The organism is Polyangium jinanense (genome assembly GCF_028435265.1).
Taxonomy (GTDB): domain Bacteria; phylum Myxococcota_A; class Polyangia; order Polyangiales; family Polyangiaceae; genus Polyangium; species Polyangium jinanense.
Map to the genome: position 1 here is coordinate 47724 of NZ_JAGTJK010000041.1, position 19832 is coordinate 67555.

Here is a 19832-nt window from a genome sequence, read left to right on the forward strand (position 1 = left end):
ACCAGGGCAAGCCCTGGACCGCTGGTGCATCGACCGCGATGCGGTCGATGCAAAGGCACATCGGCAGCGCTCGGGATCTCTCAAGCTCCGAGGGAGCGTATTGCGTTGAGCATGCGTCGGAAGAGGCCCTCTTCTGGCGTCGGGGGAGTCGTGTCGTCGACGGGGCCGAGGGCTACGACCTCGGCGAGTTTGGTCGAAGGGACGAGGACGCCGGCGCAGCCGGGGCAACGGAGGATCTCGGGGCCGTGGCCACGCAGATGCTCAGGCGCGAGCGTGTCCCGGCACCGCGGGCAGATCCGCGCGCCGGGGTGCGACTGCGGGATCGCCGGGCGGACCTCGACGGCGGCGGCGACGCTGGAGACGTCGCCGTCGAACCAGTCGATCCACACGGCATGGCAGTCGGCGCAGACGTCGACGACCACGCCGCCGGTCAATCGCTCCTGGAGCAGGCCGCCGCAGAGCGGGCACTGCGGGGAGGCGAGGCGGTACTGCTCGCTCATCGCGCGGCTCCAGGTGGCTCGGCGAGGCGTCCGTAAAGATCGGCGAGCTCGCGCAGGCGCAGGGCCGTCTCGCGACGGAAGACGTCGCCGTGCAGCAGGAAGCGCCAGTTGTCGCGGGTCGTGGCGGGGTTGTTCATGCGCGCTTCGCTGCCGCGCGAGAGCACGTCCTGCATGGGGATGATCGCGGTGTTCGCGGTGGAGGCGAACGCGGCGAGGATGAAGTCCCAGGCGATGTCCTGGCCGCTCACGCGGAGGTAACGCTGCACGTGGTGGCGCACGTGCGGCGGGGCCGCGTTCCAGAAGCCCACCGTGGTGTCGTTGTCGTGCGTGCCCGGGTAGACGACGTTGTCCGGCTCGTGGTTATGGGGCAGGTGCGTGTTGTCCGCGTCGCCGCCGAACGCGAACTGCAGGACGCGCATGCCGGGCAGGCCCGCGGCGCGGCGCAGCTCGTGGACGGCCTCGTCGATCATGCCGAGGTCCTCCGCGACGAGCGGCATCTTGCCGTGACGCTCGAGCGCCTGGAAAAACGCGAGCCCGGGGCCCTTCACCCACCGGCCGGTGCGCGCGTCGGGCGAGCCGAACGGGATCTCCCAGTACGCGGCGAACGCGCGGAAGTGATCGATGCGGGCGATGTCCGTGTGCGCGAGGACGCGGCCGAGGCGCGCGCGCCACCAGGCGAAGTCGTCCTCGGCCATGCGATCCCAGCGGTAGATCGGGTTGCCCCAGAGCTGGCCGGTCTCGCTGAAGTAGTCCGGCGGCACGCCCGACACCGTCTGCGGCGTGCCGAGCTCATCGAGGTGGAAGAGGTTTCGGTGCGCCCAGACGTCGACGCTGTTGCGATCGACGTAGATCGGCAGGTCGCCGACGATCCGCACGCCACGCGAATGTGCGTAGGCGCGGAGCTCGCTCCATTGGTGCTCAAAGAAAAACAGGATGGCGATCTCGCGCTCGATCTCCTTCGCGTACTCAGCGCGGGCCTTCTCGAGGGCCGCGGGCTCGCGGTCGCGCAGGGCGGGCTCCCAGTCCCACCAGGCCTTGCCGCCGTTCCTGCGCGAGAGCAGCCAGAAGAGCGCGGAGTCCTCGAGCCACGAGGCCTCGGCCTCGCGGAAGGCGGCGAGAGGCTTGCGCAGCGGGTGATCGGGGCTTCCGAGGAGGCGCTCGGCGGCGCGATCGAGGCGCGGCTCCTTGAAGGCGCGGACGGCGTCGAAGTCGACGAGGCTCGCGGGCGTGAAGTTGTGCGCGAGCTCCGAGGCGTCGAGCAGGCCGACCTCGTGCAGCCGGACGAGGTCGACGAGCAGCGGGTTGCCGGCGAAGGCGGACCAGCAGACGTAGGGACAGTTGTTGCTGGTCGGGTTGAGGGGAAGGACCTGCCAGAGGCCGAGCCCGGCCTGGGCCAGCCAGTCGAGGAAGCGCCGCGCAGAGGCGCCGAGATCCCCCATGCCGTAGGGGCCGGGCAGGGAGGTCGGGTGCAGGAGGATGCCCGCCTCGCGGCGGGGTTTGTCAGGGGCCTGGGTCATGCGAGCGTCTCCTCATCGGCGGGCCAAAAAGCGGGCGGACGATATCATCGCCGGGCCTTCTGCGTGATCCTTTGCAGCGCGGCCGAGACCGCCTCCCGCGCGCGTTTTTCCCGGACCTCGGGATCCGTCTCGGGCTTTTGCATGGCCCGGACCGCCTCGCAGGCGGCCTTGTCCGCGGGCGGGAGCGTGACGCAGAAGAGATCGTACGAACGCGAAGCGGGCTCGGCGAGGGCGGGCTCCTTCGCGAGGATGGCCGCGGCGTGCGCGAGAACGAGAGCGAAGAGCGACGCCTGCGGGGTGGTGTCGAGCCATCGCGAGACGAACGTGGGGCTCCGCGCGAGCTTGGCCAGCACGTCCCAACGGCTCCGCGCGAGGCCGAGCTCGGTCGCGAAGACGAGCACCGAGAGGTTGCGGCTGCGATCGGAGAGGGCCGCCGTGTCCGCATCGAGCGCGGCGAGATCGTCGAGCGCTGTGTCGTCGAGCGTGGCGCAGTTGACGGCGACGCTGAGCGTATCGGCGCGGAGGCTCGGTCCGAGCAGCTTCGACCGGCCGATCGAGCGGGCGGCCGTGATAAGGCTCGGGTTGCAGTGGGTCGGCTGGCGCTGGCGGGCGAGCAGGACGGCGGCGTCGTAGACACGGCCGGCCGAGGAGAGCTCGAGCGTGGCGCGGGTGAACGCGTCGGGGTCGTAGTTCTTCTGCTCCATGCCGCCGAGGAACGCATCGAGGGCGGGCAGGGGGCCGGCGCAGGCCTTGCCGGTGTCACCGCGGCGGATCCGCGGGAGCTTGCGAAGCGCGCCTCCGGCGCGAAGCGAGAGGGCGAGCGAGTAGGCGTCACACGCGGGCGCCTCGTAGCCACCGAGCTCGACCTTGTCCTCGGTGCATGCGAGGGGTTCACCGAGCACGGCGAGGGCACGCGCGGCGCGTTCGAGGACGGGTTTGACCGCGGGCATGCGGGCGAAGGCGACCGGCGTGGTCGCGAGGACGTCGCGCAACGTGGCGTCGTCGGCGTCGCCTTCGAGCGTGGCGCGTACGAGGGACCAGAGGTCGCCGGCGAGCAGGGGCATGCCGGCGTCGGCAGCGAGCACGGCGGCGACGGCGAGGACCGCGCGGGCGTCGGCGGCGAGGGTCTTCGGGTCGGGCGGGCCGAGGGATCGGCCGCCGAGGCGGGCGCCGAAGATCGCGGCGTCGATCGCGCGGGAGGCGGCCGAGGCGCCGCGCTCGGTGTCCCCGTCGAGGAAGTGGTAGGCCGCGGCGATGGCGGCGGCGTGCACGTAGTAACGCGCGGCTTCGGTGTCGCGCTCGGGGCCCGCGACGGGCGCGAGGCGCGCGACGAACGAGCCCCCGGGCGCGCCGGGCGAGCGCACGCCGAGGCCCACCTGGAAGGTCGACGAGTCTTCGAGGAGGCCGGCGCCGAAGGAGACGTCGATGTTCACGTTGAAGACCTTGGAGAAGGTCTTCTCCTCGTAGCGGTACGACATGCGGGGCATGACGAGACCACTCGACTCGGCCTTCGCGAGGAACGCGTCGAGCCTCTCGCGGGCCTGGTTGCGTTCGCCCGCGTTCGCGAGGCGGATCGTGTCCATCACGCTGACCACGGCGTCGGCGGCCCCGGGATCCTCGCAGGCCCGCGTCACGGCGCCGCGCATCCCCGCGGCGTACTCGTTCGGGTTCGGGAGCTCGCCGTTCCCCGCGCGGAAGACCTCGCGCTCGAAGCGCAGGGCCCACGAGAGCTCGGAGGCGCTGGAGGAGGCGATGGCGGCGTCCGGGGGCGGTCTGTTCGTGGCGACGGAGACGAGCACACCGCCGAGCAGGCAGAGGTCGGCCTGGTCGGGCTTGCCGTTCGTCCGCAAGGTGCTGGAGAGCGAGACGAGGAGCGTGTCGAGCCCGCTGTGGTTCTTCTCCGCCGCGGCGGCGCGGGCGAGCTCGTCGAGCAGGCCCACGGAGGTGCCGGCGCGATCGTCGCGGAAGATCGCGGCGAGCGCGGCGAGGAGGCTCTTCACGCGGGTGGGGTCGATCGACGCGGTCGTGGGCGCGGCGAGGTAGGTCCGGGTCAGGCCGTAGATCGCCGCGGTCGCGTCGGCGAACGTGCGCTCGTCCCACTCGGCGAGCCCGGCCGAGACGGCGCGCTCGGCGTCGGCCGCGGGGATCACGAAGGTGAACGGATCGGCCTTGTTCTTGCGCGACACGAGGTCGATCGCGTCCGAGAGGATGGTCACGACGAAGCGCGCGCGGCGCACGGTCGCGCCCTCGCCCTTGGTGTACGAGGGGCTCGCGAGGATGCGCCTTCGCACGTCGCCGATCCGCGCGAGGACCCGCCGCGCCTCCGGGCTCGGGCCTCCCTTCGCGCTGCTGCACACGGGTCCGGGCCCGGAGGGTTTGTCGAGGAGGATCGTGGCGAGCGCGGTGATCGTTTGATCCCCAAGGGTCGTGACGTCCTCGAGCAGGGCCGCGGGCATGGGCTCGGCAGCCTCCGCGAGGCCGGCGATGGCGTCGCGGAGGGCGTCGCGCGCGGCCTTGCGATCGGCGGGGAAGCGGGCGGGATCGGCGGCCTCGGGGTCGAGCTTCTTGCCGCTCCCGAGCGCGAGGTACTGGGCCACGCTGGAGGCGAGGCGCGCGAGCGGGCGCCGCGAGACGGAAGGATCGGAGAGGGCGCGGCCGACCTCTGCGGCGGCCGCGTCGAGGTCGGGCTGCGCGCCGAGGAGCAAACGGATGAGCACGTCGGCCGTGAAGAGGCCGGCCACGCCCCAGCCGCTCTGGCGTGCGAGATCGCCGTCGAGCTTCTGGCGGAAGGCGCCGAAGAGGCCGTTGTAGAACGCGCTCTGGATCGCCTGCGGATACGCGGTCGCGGCCATGGCGCCGGTGAAGGCGGCCTCGAAGATCTCGGAGGCGTCCTTCGCGCGCGCGAGTCGATCCTCGATCGAGCGCCGCAAGAGGTCGACGAGCGCGTCGCGGAGCGGCGCATCGGCGATGAGGCCGGGGGCGTAGGCGAGGGTGACCACGCTCATCGAGTGCATCCGGTCCGGGTAGGCCTGGTGGAGCTGTGCGAGCGCCGCGAGGTGCGCGGAGACGAGGGTGGAGACGCGCCGGTAGGTGGGCGTCTGCGCGAGCGAGACCCCCGAGACCTCGCCGCGCTGCTGCGTGAGCGCGAAGGCGTGGGTCCAGGTCGTGCGGGCCTCGTCCACGGCGCGGACGAAGGCGTCGTACCGAGGCAGCCACTCGGCGAGCGGAAGGACGTTCTTCCGGGTCGCGTCGAGCGAGAGCGCGGGCGTGAGCGAGCGGCCGACGGTGTACGCGAAGACCAGATCGTCGGGCCCCTGGAAGTTCGGCGGCGGGGCGGAGAGGCACGCCTCTTCGGGGCCGAAGAGCGCACGCAGGCCCTCGCGTTTCGCCTCCGGCGCGGCCGCGAGGATCCGCTCGCCGAGCGCCTTCCAGGCCGCCCTCGCGTCCTTCGCGGCCCGCACGCGCAAGAGGTCGCCGTAGGGCGTGCCGTGCGGCGTCGCCGTCGCCGCGGGAGCCTCGTCCACGCCGGCGCTGGCGTCCTCGCTCGCGGGCGCCATGAGCACGATGCCGGCGCTCTCGAGGAGCGTGAGCAAGTACCGCGCGCGCATCCGGGGCTCGGCGTCGACCGGCTGGGCGCGCACGAGAGCGGCGAGAATCGAAGCCTCGCGCGCCGCGTCGACGTAACGGAAAGCGGACGCGTGATCGGCGGCGCGCCGGACCGAGGCCGCGAGCTCGAGGGTCGCGCCGAGGCGCGCGAGCGACGCGTCGTCGCGCACCACCGGCGAGAGCCCCGCCATCAAGGGCCGCAGCGGATCGTGCGGGAAGACGTACGTCACCTCGGCCGGGCTGCCCCGCACGCGGACGATCGTCTCCCACCCGGCCGCCTCGCCGAGCAGGGCGAGCAAGCGCGGCGCATCGAGCGCGGCAGGCGCGGGCAGCGCGGCGGTACGCGCGACGAACGCCGCAGCCGGCGCAGCGCCGCTCGGCACCTCGGCGAAAGCTTCGAGCACGAGCGCGACCTTCGTGCCTTCCTGCTGCCGTGCGCTTCGGATGAGCGCGGCCCACGGGTCGTTCGGATCCCGCTTCGCGCGCGCCTCGCCATACGCCTCGAGCGCGTCCTGCAGCACGCGCGCCTCGCGCCCCTCGTTCGAGGCCGCGGCGATCGTCCGCTCGCACGCGTCGAGCGCGCTCGCATCGCAACGGAACGCAGAGTCCGTCCTTGCCTTCGGGGGCGTGGTCGTCCCGGATCCGCAGCTCCCCGCGGCCAGGATCAACGCCATCGCCGCGACGCCCCCCCGCGCCGCGCCGCGCCTTCGTTCCGTGCGTCGCGCCTGCATCACGCACCTCCGCCCGTGTCGCACGACGGCGCGGTCGTGATCGTCCGCGTCACGCGGAGCACGCTCCCTTCGCCGCCCTGCAGCGGCTCGCCCTCGTCGTCCACGACGACGATCTCCACGTTGAACGTGTCATAGCGATCCGCCACGCCGATCATCGGGAAGTCCACGACGGTCCCCGATCCGCGGTTCACCACCTTGCCGTTTGCCGACAGCTCGAGGTGCCCGCACGCCTCCGTGTCCCCGCAGGACCCGGGCGGCCTGAGGAAGAGCGCTTTTACTTCGAGCACGAAGGGAATCCGCACGTCCGGCGTCTCGCCGATCGAGACGCAGGCACCTTCCGCGGGGCTCTTGAGGGAGATCGTGGGCGGGTCGGTCTTGGTCGTCTCCGTGGTGGTGTCGTCGCTCTCCTCGGAGCAGCCGGCGAACAGGGCCGCGCAGAGGACGAGCGAGGGCCCCGAGGCGCGCAAGGAGCGCAAGAAAGCATGCGGAAAGCGTGTCATCGCGCCTTTGTAACCCAGGCCCGAGCAGGATGGGAGGGATGCGCTAAGCTCGCCGCGTGTCACGCCAGGAGAGAATCGAGCAGAAGCTCACCGAGGCCCTCACGCCCGTGTTCCTCGCGGTCGAGAACGAGAGCAAGAACCACAACGTGCCCGCGGGCTCCGAGACGCACTTCAAGGTGCTCGTCGTGAGCCCCGCCTTCGAGGGCCTCGGCACGATCGACAGGCATCGCAAGGTGCACACGGCCCTCGCGGTCGAGCTGCGCTCGGGCCTGCACGCGCTCACGCTCCGCGCGCTCACACCCGCGCAGTACGAGGCCGAAGGCGGTCAGGGCTTCCAGTCGCCGCCCTGTCTCGGCGGCTCGAAGCACGACAAGAAGTGAGTTCGGCATGCTCACGCTCGGCCTGATCACCGATCTCCACTTCGGCCCCGAAGCTGGATTCGCGGGCAAGCTGCGCAAGCTGACGCGCAGCGCGCCCGGTCTCGCGAAGGCCTTCGTCACCCGCATGAACGACGTCGTAAAGCCCGACCTCGTCGTGAACCTCGGCGACGACATCGAGGACGAAGACCACGACGCCGACCTCGCCCGCTACGCCGCATGCGTGAACCTCCTGCGAGGCGCGCGCGCCGAGCTCGTGAACGTCGCCGGCAACCACGACACCGCACACCTCGCCCCGACCGAGCTCCTCGCGGTCTGGCAGCGCCCCGACCTCGATCGTCTCTACCACTCGTTCGATCGCGGCAACTTCCATTTCGTCGTGCTCCACACGCGCGAGCGCAAGGATCGCGACGTCACCGTGGGCGAAGAGCAGCTCCGCTGGCTGCGCGAGGATCTCGCCCGAGCCCACGCGCCGACCGTCGTTCTCATGCACCACAGCGCTGCCGATCAGGACCTCCGCGGCAACCGCTGGTTCGAGGGCTCGCCCCACATCTGCCTCGTCGAGGAGCGCCGCGCGCTCCGCACGATCCTGCGCGAGAGCGGCATCGTGCGCGCCGTCTTCAACGGTCACCTGCACTGGAACCACCTCGACGTGATCGACAGCATCCCGTTCGTCACGCTGCAGAGCCTCATCGAGAACCTCGACGACGACGCACCCGGCCGCGCCGCCGCCGCGCACGCCGTCGTGCACCTCGAGCCAAACCGCATCGTCGTGAAGGTCGAGGGCGCAGAGCGCGCGACGTACCAGTTCGAGGCGTGAAGCGCAGCGCCGGGGTTTCACCCCGGACCCCGACCAGGGGTTGTCCACCCCTGGACCCGGACCAGCGCAAGCGCTGGACCCGGGGTCGATGAACTGCGCGATGCGCAGTTCATCGAACAGGCCGAGGCAAGACCGGCGACGGGCTGGCCAGCCAAGACAGCAAGGCTGACGTGTCTGTTGAGGGTGGGCAGCGCTGCTGTCTCCGCTGGCAACGCCGCTCGTGGTCTTGCCACAGGCCCGTCGGAAAAACCGCGCATCGCGCGGTTTTTCCGCCCTCGGTCCAGGCCGTGCCTGGTCCGGGGTGCAGGGGGCGGACAGCCCCCTGCTGGGGTGCGGGGCAACGCCCCGCTCACAGCTTGAAGTTCAGCGCCTTCGGCCGCGTGAGGTGCAGGAAGCCGAGTGCGGACAGGGTCGAGCCCTTGCCGCTGTCCTTCACGCCGGTCCACGGCAGGGCCGGGTCGAGTGTGTCGCACTGGTTCATGTAGACCGTGCCCACCTCGAGTTGCTGCGCGAGCCGTTCGGCTCGCTCCCGATCACGTGTCCAGACGCTCGCCGTCAGGCCGAGATCGCTGTCGTTTGCCAGCCGCACTGCCTCCTCGTCCGAGTCGACGGGCATGATCGGCAGCACGGGGCCGAACGTCTCGATGCGCATCACGTCCATCCGATGCTCGACGTTCACGAGCAGCGTGGGCTCGAAGAAACGCCCGCGCCCGTCCACCTGCGTTCGTTTGCCTCCCAAGAGAACCTTCGCGCCCGCGGCGACCGCGCGATCGATTTGCCCCTGGATGAACGCCGGGTGATGCGGCTGCGCGATCGGGCCCATGTTCGTCTCGGCCGCCATCGGATCGCCGAGACGGTAGGTCTTCATGAGCGCGAGACACCCCTCGACGAACTTCTCGTAGAGGCTCCGGTGCACGTATGCGCGCTCGACCGCGCAACAGCTCTGGCCCGCGTTGTAACAAGCACCGTCGACGATGTTCTCGATCGCCTTGTCGAGATCGGCATCCGCCGCCACGTACGCCGCGTCCTTGCCGCCGAGCTCGAGCCCCACGTCGACGAAACGCGCAGCCGCGGCCGCGGCGTACACCTTGTGCCCGCCCGCCACCGAGCCCGTGAACGCCACGTGATCCACCCGCGGATCGGCCACGATGCGCCCCGCCATCTCGTGATCGCAGTGCAGCGCCTGAACAAGCCCGGCCGGCGCCCCCGCATCACGCAGTGCGTCGGCGAAGTGCTCCCCACAAAGCGGCGACCGTGGCGAGTGCTTCAGGATCACCGCGTTCCCCGCGAGCACCGCCGGGATCACCACGTTCACGGCCGTGAGCAGCGGGTAGTTCCATGCAGGCAGGTTGAACACCACCCCGAGCGGGGCCCGCGTGATCCGCCGCTCGAAGCCCTCCTGGGGCGGCAAAACCGTGTCCGCGAGCGACGCCTCCGCGATGCTCGCCATGTACCGGGCGCGCTTGGCCATCCCGCTCACCTCGCCACGCGCCTGACGCAGGGGCTTGCCCATCATGGCCGTGATGTCGGCCGCGATGGCGTCGGCCCGCCCTTCCATGCGCGAAACGGCCGCGAGGCACAGGGCCACGCGGTCTTTCACCGGCGTAAGGCCAAAGGCCCGGGCGGCGGCCCGGGCGGCGTCGAGGGCCTGGTCGACCTCGCCGGCTTCGGCGAGGGGCCGCCTGAAGGCCACGTCGAGGGTGTAGGGATTGTCGACGACGAGCTCCAGCATGGGGAAGCTTGGACTTAGGGCCTGTTCGTCGGCCAGGAAATGTTCGTACAATACGCGGCGGATGCGAGCAGTCGCGGCAGGCCTATCCGACGTGGGCAGACAGCGGCACCACAACGAGGATCGCTTCATCCTTCTGCCTGAGTTCAACGTGTTCGTCGTCGCGGACGGCATGGGTGGACATCAGTCCGGAGAGGTAGCGAGCCGCATGGCCGCGAGCTCCATCGCCAAGTACTTCCGCAACGAGTGCAAGCACGACGTGACCGTCGGCCAGCGCCTCCGCGCCGCCGTGCTCGAGGCGAACGCGAAGATCTACGCCCGCGCCGACGACTCACGCCTGCACCGCGGCATGGGCACGACCGTCGTCGCGGGCGCGTACGCGCCGGACGATCGCACCTTCTTCGTGGCCCACGCGGGCGACAGCCGTTGCTACCGACTGCGCGGCGACGAGATCAAGCAGCTCACGCGCGACCACTCGCTCATCTCGGACGCGCTGCTCGAGCGGCCCGACCTCACCGAGCTCGATCTCAAGTACCTGCCGAAGAACGTCATCACGCGCGCGCTCGGCATCAGCCCGACGGTCGACGTCGACCTGCGCGCCGAGCGCGTCGAGCCGCACGACGTCTTCGTCCTCTGCTCCGACGGCCTGCACGGGCTCGTGTCCGACGAGGAGATCGCCGCCATCGTGCGCGACAACGCGATCCTCACCGAGGCGTGTGCACGCCTCGTCGAGACGGCGAACGCGAACGGCGGACGCGACAACATCACGGTCGTGCTCATCCGCATCGAGCCAGACGATCCGCCCTGGGCCGGCCGCCGCGCGAACTTCGCGCGCGCCTGAGGACTACGGCCTCCGGCTGATCGTCCCGGCCCGGAAATACCAGGCGAGCGCGAGCACGGCGATCACCAAGAGCACCACCCAGAACCACGGCGATCGGGTCCTGGCGGCCTCGCTCGTTTCTTCCATCTGCGCCGCGAACACGTTCGCGGCGGCGAGGATCGCGGTCGGTGCGTTCATCTTCGCCTCCCACCGCTCACGTTGGGCCGGCGGGAAAGGCGTCAATTCTTCACGGCGCGGTCACGTCATCGATCACGTCATCGATCACTCGACCGTGGCCGCGAGGGCGTGGCGGCCTCGGCGTACGTCGCGCCGCGGCCGTCGGGGTGCACCCGCGCGTAGGCCCGGCGCGCCGAGGCGAGCGCCTCCCGCACGCGCACCCGGAAGGCCGGATCGGCCTCCATGCGCTCCTGCCAGACACGCTCGATCCGGACGAGACAGATGCGCGCGAGGCCGAGCTCCGCGAGCACCACGTCGGCGTCGCTGTGCTCGACCGAGAACATCAGCCGCGCGTAGTCGGCGATCTCCAGCGCGCCTCGCTCGATCTCGAGCTGTTGCACGTACGCTCGATCGTAGGCGAGCCGCAGCTCGCACCGACCTTGTTCGGTCTCGGCGCGGATCGCGCCTATCCACGTCCGCTCGGTCGACACCCAGCGCTGCTCGGACAAACCCATCTCCGACAGGATGCGGGCGCGCTCCTCGGGACGGCGATCGATGCGAGCGGCCACGGTCGCGCATTGCTCGAGTGGCAGGTCCGCGGCCATGAGCAGCGGCGCGGCCATGCTCGCCGTCGAGGGACGGCGACGATCGCCCGACGGGCGCGGCGTCTCGACCGAGACGACCGAAGGCTTCGGCGACGGCGTGATCGGCGCGGAGGGCAGGGCGGGGCCGGACGAGGCCACGGGCGACGCCGCGAAGAAGGCTGCGTTCTCCACTGGCGAGACGGGCGCTGCGCTCACGGGCGCCGCGACCGACGGGCCCTTCGAATCGGTCCACGTGAGAAGCGCGGGGGCGCGCTGGGTCGTGGGCGGCGCGTCGAGCAGACGACCACTCGCGGCGACGGCCCCGCCGGGCAACGTGGGAGGCGGCGCGAGTGTCCCCGTCTTTCGCGTGCTCGGCACCAGCGTCGGCGGCGCGAGCGTGTCGCGCTCCGTGATCACACCGAAGCTCTCCGCCGGCGGCGGGCTTGTCGTTCCCGTGCGTGCGGTTGCGGGCGCGCGGTCGGCCGGATCTTCTTCCTCTTCGCCCGGCGTGTGCTCGCCCTGCGAAACGCTCGTCGGCGTGGGGGGAGGCGAAAGCCGCATCGCGGCCGCGTCGCCCGGCCAGACGTCCGTCTCCCACGACGTCTCGACGTGCGCGACCTCTGCGCGCGTGGCGCGCTCGACGAGCTGGGTCGGTCCAGGGAAGGCCGCGTCCACGACGAACCTCGACGACGCGCGATCCTCGATGAGGCGCTCTCCCGACGGCGGGATCGGCACCGAGCTGTCGCGCGGGCGCGCGGGAAGGCCGCCCCCGCTGCTGAGCGCGAGCGGCTCGACCGGGAGCTGTGCCGACTCTTCCGGCGTGTGCTGCACGGGCGCGCTCGGCAGGAGCGTGTATCCCTCGTCCTCGGCGATCTCGCCCTCGAAGGGGCGGGGCAGGATGGGCCTCGGGCTCGAGTCCTCGGGCGGGACGGGGGGTGACTCCACGTCTTCGAGGCTCACGGTCATCTCGGGGCTCTCGGAGGCCACGATGATCCGGCCGAGCGCGTGCTCCTCGGGCTCGGGCACCGGCGTCGATCCACGCCAGGACACGACTGCCACGAGGCGCACGCCGTCGATCCAGACCGTGTCGAGACGCAGGTCGACCTCGAATGGCCGGAGCGAACCCTTGTGCGCGTAAAACACGCGCGGGCGGATGTTCGGCAGCTTCGACTCGAAGCGCGAGGCCTTGCGGGTCAGGTGTTCGAGCACGATCACGGGCGCGGGCTCGAGCTCGTCGATCTGTTGCTCGATCGGGGCGCAATTGAAGAGCGAGAAGGGGAGCGAGTCGGGGGCTGTCGCGTGCTCGGAGCGGATGCGGCGCGCGAACGTCACGGCATCGTCCGGGGCGCCGCGGTGCTCGGCGCGCCAGCGGATCGGCAGCGGACCGAAGCCCGGCGTCGCGTTGGGCGGGCACGTTTCGCTCGTCTCGATGCGCGGCAAGGGCCAGCCCGCGCTCCCGGCGCCGGTGGGGATGCCGCTCATGTTCTCGCCTTGCATCGCGGCGAGCTCGTAACGGAGCGGGATCGCGGAGAAGCGCTCGGGGGCGCTCGGACGCAGGCTGCCCGTGTGCCCGGGCATCCACACGCGTGGCCCGCAGACGCGCAGTGACTTCTCGAAATGCCCCACGCGCAGGCGCGGCACGACGATCTCGGTCGGCACGCCGCCGGGGGCGAACGCGCGGCCCGAGAACGCGACGTCGAGCTTCGGCTTGTACGGGACGAAGTCACTCGGCGCGAAGAGCGCCGCTTGCGGGTTGTGATCCCAGGAGATATCGCCGTGCGCCGTGTCCTGCTTCGGCGCGAGCAGGGCCGTCTCGCCATGGACCAGCGTGAACGTCGCCTTCACCCCGATCGTGAGGCGATAGCCGCCGGGGCGCTCTTCCCACACCACGGTGGCGACGCTGAATGGGCAGAGTCGGACGATCTCCAATGCGGGGAGGGTAGCTTAACGCGAGCAGGTTGGGAAAGATTTCCTCGCGGGATCCCCGAATCTTTCGTGCCCTCGAGCTCTTCCGCTCCATCGAGTGTGACAATTGTCACACATGCGGCGCAACGTGGGATTTGCCCGATCCAGCGGACGCAAGTACGGCGCGAGACGCTGCGGTGCGTCGGGCCGAATGCAGCCGCGACCGACCGCCGCGCGTGCGACAACCCATTGGCGGGAGAGCGGTCCGTCCATACTGCCCGACTTCTCCGTTTCTCCCGTCCCACCCCGACCACGCCCGGCGTCCCACGATCCGTCGCGCCGGAAGGGGACGCCCTAGGGGCGATGCGTACCCCCGCGCGACCATTGCCCGCGCATGCGGGCCGACGCACGGGCGCGCCGGCCATTGAACCATTTCCGTGACGACCGCGTGTTTCGTTTCGATGGCGGGGCCTCCGTCGTGGTCACCGGCGTGACCAGAAAAATGCACGTTCTCGACAGAAAAGGAGAGCGTATACGGCGGCCCGAACGATAGTCTGACGCCCCTGTCGAAAGGAGACATTCATGCTCAAAAATAGCCTCGTCGCGCTGGCGCTCGCTTCCTTCACCACCGTTCTGCTTGCATGTTCCGCGGCAGAGGTGGGGGAGCCATGCGAAACCGAGGGTGCGGCGGACGAATGTGTCGACGACGCGATCTGCGGAAAGCCGAGCGATACGGCCACGGAGCCGCAGTGCCTCAAGGTCTGCACACAAGACACGGATTGCGCCGCGAGCGAATCCTGCAACGGCGTGACCGGCACCAGCACCAAGGCCTGCCGGCTCAAGTGATCGCCTGCGCCGCGGCCCTCGCCGCGCTCCTCGTCGCTCCATCCGGGCGCGCCGAGGTGGGATACGGAGCGGCCGCGGCGCGTACCCTCGAGGGCCACACATTCCAGCCGCCCGTGCTGCTCGAAGGCCCGTTCACCACCACCCACGTCGGAATCGACACCTCGATGGGCATGCGCGTCCAGGACGGCGCGGGCGCCCCGCCCACGGGCCCGATGCGCCTGCCGCTCCCCGCCCGCGACGGCCAGAAGCTTTTCCTGTTCGAGGAGCGGCTCGCCGTGGGAATCGCGCCGGTGCGCGGCGCGGAGATCGGGGCGCGCGCAGTCTTTCAATTGGGCATCGGTGGCGACGCGGCGTCAACCTATTATTATGGGGGCCGCACGGGCTACGAGATCCGCCCGCACCTCGGCTTCGAGGCTCTGCACAGTGAATCGCTCGGCCTCTCGGTCGGCCTGCGCGCGGGCCTGATCATGGCCGGCGGGGTGCGCGCGCGTCCCTCCGGGCTCGTGGACGCCATGATGCGCGAGGCGGACGCGGCGATGCGGGATCGGGCGCGTGTCATCTGCCTGGTCGCCGGGGACCTCGGCTGCGCGTTCAAGAATTTCGACGGGGCCGGGGCGATGCGCGTGGACGAGCGATCGTTCGGCGTGCACGCGTACGCGAGCGCGGCGAAATCATTCGGCCGGCACGTGGGCCTTCAGGCTTCGTTCGGCGGCGAGGCCCTCGATACACGGCTGCACGGCGGCCCGGGCCTCGATTCCCACATGTCACCGCGCTCGTATGCGGCGTCCGTCGCCGCCTCGGTCGACCTCGCGCCCCTCGCGCCGCTCGGAGCGATGTTCGAAGCGGTGCTCGAGCGCGGCGAAAACCGAGGCCTCGATCGCCGCAATGCCGAGCTACTCGGCGGCGCGCCCATGGCCTACACGACCGAGCGCGTCGCGGCGGGCGTGTATTACACGGGGCGCGACGCGCTCACACTGGGGTTCGTCGGGACGTACGGTTTTACGCAAGCGAGGCGCGCCGCCGGAGACACGATCTCGCCCGGCCCGCCGACCCGCGCGCTCGGCGGACGTCTGGCCCTCCGCTACTTCTTCTGATCAGGACAGCACGCCCGCCGCGGCCTGATCGAGCAGCCCGTCGATGCCGTCGAAGAGATCCTGGTTCCCATTCTGGGAATACGCGGCGAGTTTCTCCGTGCATGCGGGCACGACCTTCACGAAATCGAGGATCGTGGCCGGATCCGCGAGCGAGGCCGCGGACCGGCCAAACCCTTCGCGCTCCAAGTACCGCGCGTTCAGGACCTGCTCGAACTGGTGGCGGATGGGGACGGCGAGCATGGGTTTGTGGAGGAAAACCGCCTCCCCCATGAGCGTAAAACCGCCGCCCGCGATGACGGCACGGGCCGAGGCGAGGTCGTCGATGAACCCGTCCTCGCTGAAGGGCCGATACCGCAGGTTGCCCTCGACCTGCTCCTCCTGAATCCCGCGGCGCATGCCGTAGATGCGGCATTCGAGGCCCGTCTTCTGCAGCGTATCGGCGAGCGCGTCGTTTCCTTCGGCGGTCTGGTAGACGAGCAAGTGCTCGCCGTCGCGCCGGTTCGCGCGGAGGATCTCGGGGCGCAGGATCGGCGGGTAGAGCGTCGTGCGGGGCTTGCGGATCGGGGGGCGGAAAAAGCTCGTGACGAGGTAATGGTCGCAGAACGGGAGTTTTCCTTTGATGAACAGGCGCGTCACGGTAAAGTCCGCATCGTCCCCGCGGATGATGTCGGGCCCGTGCGTGCACCGGTTGATGATCTGCATGTTGTCGATGGACAGGATGGGCAATCCATGCGTCTTGGCGAACAGGTAGGTCCACGACTCGAAATCGCTGATCACGACCTCGGGACGGAACGCCTGGATGAGCTCGAAGTACGCCGCGATGTTCTTGGGCAGCCCGGCCGCGCCCTGCGTCACGTTCGAGAACAACGTCTTGCCCCGACGGACGCGGTTCTCCTCGTAGATCATGTGGAAGCCGTGAATCTTGTTGACGCCCAGAAACCGCTTCGTGAGGAACTCGGCGGCCCGCCCGGAGGCCATGATCTCGATCTCGTGCCCCTGGCCGACCAGGTGCTCGAGCACCACGCGCGAGCGCATCGCGTGCCCCATGCCCTCGCCCACCACCCCGTAGAGAATCTTCATGGGCGAAGAGTTTATCGATCCGCACGGTGGGGGTCGAGGCTCCGGCGCGCATGACGGCCCCGCGCGGCCTTCGCATCTGGTGCGAGATGGTCACGCACGCCGAGATCGCGGCGCCCGCCGTGCTCGGGGCCCTCGCCGAGCGGAAGATCGGCCTCATCGTCGCGGCGCAGCCGGGCCCGCGCGCCGATCTCGTGCGGCTCGCCCAGGCCGCGAGGGACGCGGGACTCTCGTTCGCCGTCTGGCCGATGCTCACGGACGCGGCCGGACGCTGGGCGAGCGTGGACAACGCGGCCCGCTTCGCCGCGTACGTCCGGACGCTCGTCGACGAGCTCGACGCCGCCTCTGCCCTGCCCGAGGAAATCGCCCTCGATCTCGAACCGCCGATCGACCGCCTCCGCCGCCTCCTCGGGCTCGACCCACCCGCGAGAAGCGCGCCGCATCCGGAGGACGGTGCGGCGATCCTCGGCGCCCTCGTGCAGGACCTCGGCGCGCGTGTCCCCACGTCGATCCGTGTCTCGGCCGCGGTCATCCCGCTCATTCTTTTTGACGACGAAACATTGGGATTCGAACGATGGCTCGGCACGCCGGTCGGATCCATCGGCTGGGATCACGCGAGCGTGATGGTCTACACCACGCTGATCGAAGGTTATTCGCGGGGCCTTTTGACCCGCAACGATGTCCGGCCGCTGCTCGCGTCCTCGTGCCGCCTCGCCGCGGCGCGCTTCGGGGCGCGGGCGGGCGTGTCGCTCGGCGCGGTGGGGAAGGGGGCGCTCGGGGACGAGGCCACGTACCGTTCGGCGTCCGAGCTCGCCGACGACGTGGCCATCGCGCGCGCGGCGGGCCTCGAACATCTCACGCTCTTCGACCTCGGCGGCGTGCTCCGCCGGCCGCCCTGGGAGGCGTGGCTCGACGCGTTCGCCTGCACCGAGCCCGCGCCGCGTTTGCCCGAAGCGACGTGGAAAAGCCGCGCGACGGAAAAGCTCGGCCGCGGGGCGTCGCGTTTGCTCGGCGTGGCCGGTTCCTTGCGCCGGACGCGCGGGTGAGGGCACGATCCCGCGTCCCGATGTCGAAGCCCAAGATCGTACAAGCCGGAAGCCCCGTCCTCCGCGCCGCCGCCGCGCCCGTCGCGAGAGATCAGATCAAGAGCCGGGACATGCGCCTGCTCGTGAAGAAAATGGTCGAGACGATGCGTCAGGCGCCCGGCGTGGGCCTCGCCGCCCCGCAGATCGGCGTGGGCCTGCAGGTGATCGTGCTCGAGGACGACAACAGCCGCATGGCGCGCCTCACGAAAGAGCAACGCGAAGAGCGCGGCCGCGCCCCGTTCCCGCTCACGGTCATCATCAACCCCGAGCTGCGCGTGATCGGCGAAGAGACGGCGACGTACTTCGAGGGTTGCCTGTCCGTCGCGGGCTACATGGCGCTCGTCGAGCGGCACTTTGCCGTGGAGGTGACGGGCTTCGACGAAAAAGGCGAGCCGCTGCGCTGGGAGGCGCGGGGCTGGCCCGCGCGCATCCTGCAGCACGAGGTGGATCACCTGCGCGGCGTGCTCTACGTGGATCGCATGATCTCGCGGACGCTCTCGTGCAACGACGAGATGGGCGCGCGCTGGCTGGAGACGCCCGTCGACGAGGTGAAGAAGGTGTTTGGCGTGGAGTGAGGGAGGGCGCGCGTGCCTTCGTTTGACCCGAGGAACGCGCGCCCGTCCGGGATCACTGGGCCGAGTAGGTCTTGAGCGTGATGCCCGAGGACGCCGCGTAGCCGTAGAGCTTGATGTAGTACGTGCCGCTCTGCGGCGGGACGAACTCGCAGACCTCGTTGTTGCCCTCGAGGTACGGACGGCAGGTATAGCTCGCCGAGGTGGGCGCGCTGCCGAAGCGCACGTAGAGATCGGCGTCGCCCGTGCCGCCGGAGATCTCGATCTTCAGCGCCTTGGAGCCGGCCGGCGTCGCCTGCGTGTACGTCGTGCTCCACTTCTTCGAGCCGACCGAAATGCTGTTCACCTGGCCGATCAGCGCGTACGTCGGAGCGGCGCCCACGCCGACGGCGGTCCAGGCGTCGGCGATCGTCTGCGCCGCGGCCGCGCCGTAGAGCGTGTTCGCCGCGTCGACCGTGCAGGAGCGCGCGTCGCTGAACTTGGCGTTCGGGCCGAGGCAGGACGTGTTGGCCTTGTAGAAGATCGCCGCGCCCTTCTGGATGCTCTCCACGGCGTTCGACGCGAGCGGGGTGACCACGTTGCTCGTCTTGCCGCGCGGGTGCGAGCCACCGGCGACCGCGAGGTAGAACGCGAGGTTCGCGATGCCCGAGTTCCAGTGCACGCCGCCGTTGTCCGACGTGCCCGTGTAGCGCGTCGGGTAGTAGTCGTAATCGCCCGCGATCGCCGGGTCGTTCATGTAGCGGAGCGCGTCGCCCGCCGTGCCCGGCGTCCAGCACTCCTCGCCGATCTTCCAGGTGTTCCCGGATACCGCGCCGTCGCGGTAAACCTCGATCGAGGCGCCGAAGATGTCGGACATGGCCTCGTTCAGCGCGCCGGACTCGTTCTGGTAGACGAGGCCCGAGCCGTATTCCGTGACCGCGTGCGTGAGCTCGTGGCCCACGACGTCGAGCACCGTGAGCGCCGAGGAGTCGGTGCCGTTGCCGTCGCCGTACACCATCTGCGTGCCGTCCCAGTAGGCGTTCACGTAGCTGTTGCTGTAGTGAACGCTCGACGTGAGCGTCGCGCCCGAGCCGTTGTAGCTGTCACGGCCGAAGTTGTTGAAGTAGAAGTCGTACGTGATGCCGGCGTTGTCGTGCGCCGCGTTGACGATGGCGTCAGCGACCGACGTCTGGCCCTCGGAGCGCACGAGCGTGCCGGGCAGGGTCGTCTTGTTGGCCGCCGTGTACGTCTTGCGGTTCCTCGCGGTCTGGAGGTTGTCGTAGCTATTGACGATCTCACCCGTGCGGGCGTCGACGAAGATCACGGGCATCGAGGGCGAGCCGTCGTGGTTCGTCGCCTCGAGCTCAATCCGGTGCGTCGCCACCGCGCCGAGCTGCTTGCGCGCGAGGATCTGCATGTCCGCCTTGCGCGTCCGCGAGACCACGCCGTCCACGGACGCGTAGGCGATCTTGATCGCCTCGGCCTCGGAGATCGTGGCCGGCTCGACGCGCAGGTTGCGCTCGAGGTAATCGTGCACCTGCTTCACGTCGCCGCGCGTATCGAGCTCGACGACGGCCTGGGCGCCGAAGACCGGGATCCCGTTGATCGACTGGGCGACGCGCGTGACGGCCTCGCCAGCGTCGTCGATGTGCACGCGCTCGACCTTGAGGTCCCCTGCGCCCCGGGCGATCTCGCGCTCGGCGACCTTCTCGATGCCGATGTCGCCGGCGAGCTTCATCGCCTGATCGTCGCGACTGGCGAAGACGTCCTGAGAAGCGGCCTGATTGTCGACGTCCTGGCCGTCGACGGCGCAGGCCGCGAGGAGGAACGTCAGGGGAGCGAGCGTGGCAAGGCGACGATTACGCATGGGCTGACACCTCGACGAGAAAAAGGTGGGAGCGGACGGATCCGGT

The 19832-nt window shown here is 70.3% G+C and carries 16 protein-coding genes; 7 read left to right on the top strand and 9 right to left on the bottom strand.

Annotated features, from left to right (window positions below; translation table 11 throughout):
* Positions 1-80: 80 nt before the first annotated feature.
* The 4 genes from KEG38_RS41100 to KEG38_RS41115 are packed head-to-tail and all read right to left on the bottom strand — an operon-like array spanning position 81 to position 6854.
* The gene (locus tag KEG38_RS41100; RefSeq protein WP_272425992.1) at positions 81-500 is read right to left on the bottom strand and encodes a TFIIB-type zinc ribbon-containing protein; all 420 of its coding nucleotides are present in this window, start codon (positions 498-500) and stop codon (positions 81-83) included.
* The gene (gene malQ / locus KEG38_RS41105; protein WP_272425994.1) at positions 497-2017 is read right to left on the bottom strand and encodes a 4-alpha-glucanotransferase; all 1521 of its coding nucleotides are present in this window, start codon (positions 2015-2017) and stop codon (positions 497-499) included. The genes KEG38_RS41100 and malQ overlap by 4 nt, the downstream gene beginning before the upstream one ends.
* A 44-nt stretch (positions 2018-2061) precedes the next feature.
* The gene (locus KEG38_RS41110; RefSeq protein ID WP_272425996.1) at positions 2062-6354 is read right to left on the bottom strand and encodes a hypothetical protein; all 4293 of its coding nucleotides are present in this window, start codon (positions 6352-6354) and stop codon (positions 2062-2064) included.
* Positions 6354-6854 carry a hypothetical protein gene (locus KEG38_RS41115; RefSeq protein ID WP_272425998.1) on the bottom strand — a complete coding sequence of 167 codons (501 nt, stop codon included), beginning with the start codon at positions 6852-6854 and terminating at the stop codon, positions 6354-6356. Before KEG38_RS41115 ends, KEG38_RS41110 begins: the two co-directional genes overlap by 1 nt.
* Before the next feature lie 56 nt (positions 6855-6910).
* Between KEG38_RS41115 and KEG38_RS41120 the strand changes: the two genes are divergently transcribed.
* The gene (locus KEG38_RS41120) at positions 6911-7234 is read left to right on the top strand and encodes a BolA family protein (protein ID WP_272426000.1); all 324 of its coding nucleotides are present in this window, start codon (positions 6911-6913) and stop codon (positions 7232-7234) included.
* A gap of 7 nt (positions 7235-7241) precedes the next feature.
* The gene (locus tag KEG38_RS41125) at positions 7242-8051 is read left to right on the top strand and encodes a metallophosphoesterase family protein (protein WP_272426001.1); all 810 of its coding nucleotides are present in this window, start codon (positions 7242-7244) and stop codon (positions 8049-8051) included.
* A 349-nt stretch (positions 8052-8400) separates the two neighbouring features.
* Here KEG38_RS41125 and KEG38_RS41130 read toward each other — a convergent pair whose 3' ends face one another.
* On the bottom strand, positions 8401-9783 hold the full coding sequence (locus tag KEG38_RS41130; protein ID WP_272426002.1) for an aldehyde dehydrogenase family protein: 1383 nt from the start codon (positions 9781-9783) through the stop codon (positions 8401-8403).
* A gap of 61 nt (positions 9784-9844) precedes the next feature.
* Here KEG38_RS41130 and KEG38_RS41135 point away from each other — a divergent pair, with 61 nt between their 5' ends.
* Positions 9845-10621: a Stp1/IreP family PP2C-type Ser/Thr phosphatase gene (locus tag KEG38_RS41135; protein WP_272426004.1), complete on the top strand. Its 777-nt coding sequence runs from the start codon at positions 9845-9847 to the stop codon at positions 10619-10621.
* Positions 10622-10624: 3 nt separating this feature from the next.
* Here the strand turns inward: KEG38_RS41135 and KEG38_RS41140 are convergent, their stop codons facing one another.
* Complete coding sequence (locus tag KEG38_RS41140) at positions 10625-10798, bottom strand: hypothetical protein (protein WP_272426006.1); 174 nt, start codon at positions 10796-10798, stop codon at positions 10625-10627.
* 77 nt (positions 10799-10875) lie between these two features.
* Positions 10876-13290, bottom strand: coding sequence for a DUF2169 family type VI secretion system accessory protein (locus KEG38_RS41145; protein WP_272426007.1), 2415 nt, complete (start codon positions 13288-13290; stop codon positions 10876-10878).
* Between the two features lie 558 nt (positions 13291-13848).
* Between KEG38_RS41145 and KEG38_RS41150 the strand changes: the two genes are divergently transcribed.
* Both KEG38_RS41150 and KEG38_RS41155 read left to right on the top strand, forming a co-directional pair.
* A complete protein-coding gene (locus tag KEG38_RS41150) occupies positions 13849-14112 on the top strand; it encodes a hypothetical protein (protein WP_272426008.1) in 264 nt (87 codons plus the stop codon).
* Positions 14109-15206 (top strand): hypothetical protein, encoded by a 1098-nt coding sequence (locus KEG38_RS41155; protein ID WP_272426010.1) that lies wholly within the window; start codon positions 14109-14111, stop codon positions 15204-15206. Before KEG38_RS41150 ends, KEG38_RS41155 begins: the two co-directional genes overlap by 4 nt.
* On the opposite strand, the gene KEG38_RS41160 is transcribed toward KEG38_RS41155, so the two are convergent.
* The gene (locus KEG38_RS41160; protein ID WP_272426012.1) at positions 15207-16286 is read right to left on the bottom strand and encodes a glycosyltransferase family protein; all 1080 of its coding nucleotides are present in this window, start codon (positions 16284-16286) and stop codon (positions 15207-15209) included.
* 50 nt (positions 16287-16336) lie between these two features.
* On the opposite strand from KEG38_RS41160, the gene KEG38_RS41165 reads away from it, so the two are divergent.
* Positions 16337-17329, top strand: a complete 993-nt coding sequence (locus tag KEG38_RS41165; protein WP_272426014.1) for a hypothetical protein — start codon at positions 16337-16339, stop codon at positions 17327-17329.
* A 20-nt stretch (positions 17330-17349) separates the two neighbouring features.
* Complete coding sequence (gene def, locus KEG38_RS41170) at positions 17350-17943, top strand: peptide deformylase (RefSeq protein ID WP_272426016.1); 594 nt, start codon at positions 17350-17352, stop codon at positions 17941-17943.
* A 52-nt stretch (positions 17944-17995) separates the two neighbouring features.
* Here def and KEG38_RS41175 read toward each other — a convergent pair whose 3' ends face one another.
* Positions 17996-19786 carry a M4 family metallopeptidase gene (locus KEG38_RS41175; RefSeq protein WP_272426017.1) on the bottom strand — a complete coding sequence of 597 codons (1791 nt, stop codon included), beginning with the start codon at positions 19784-19786 and terminating at the stop codon, positions 17996-17998.
* Positions 19787-19832: the final 46 nt, after the last annotated feature.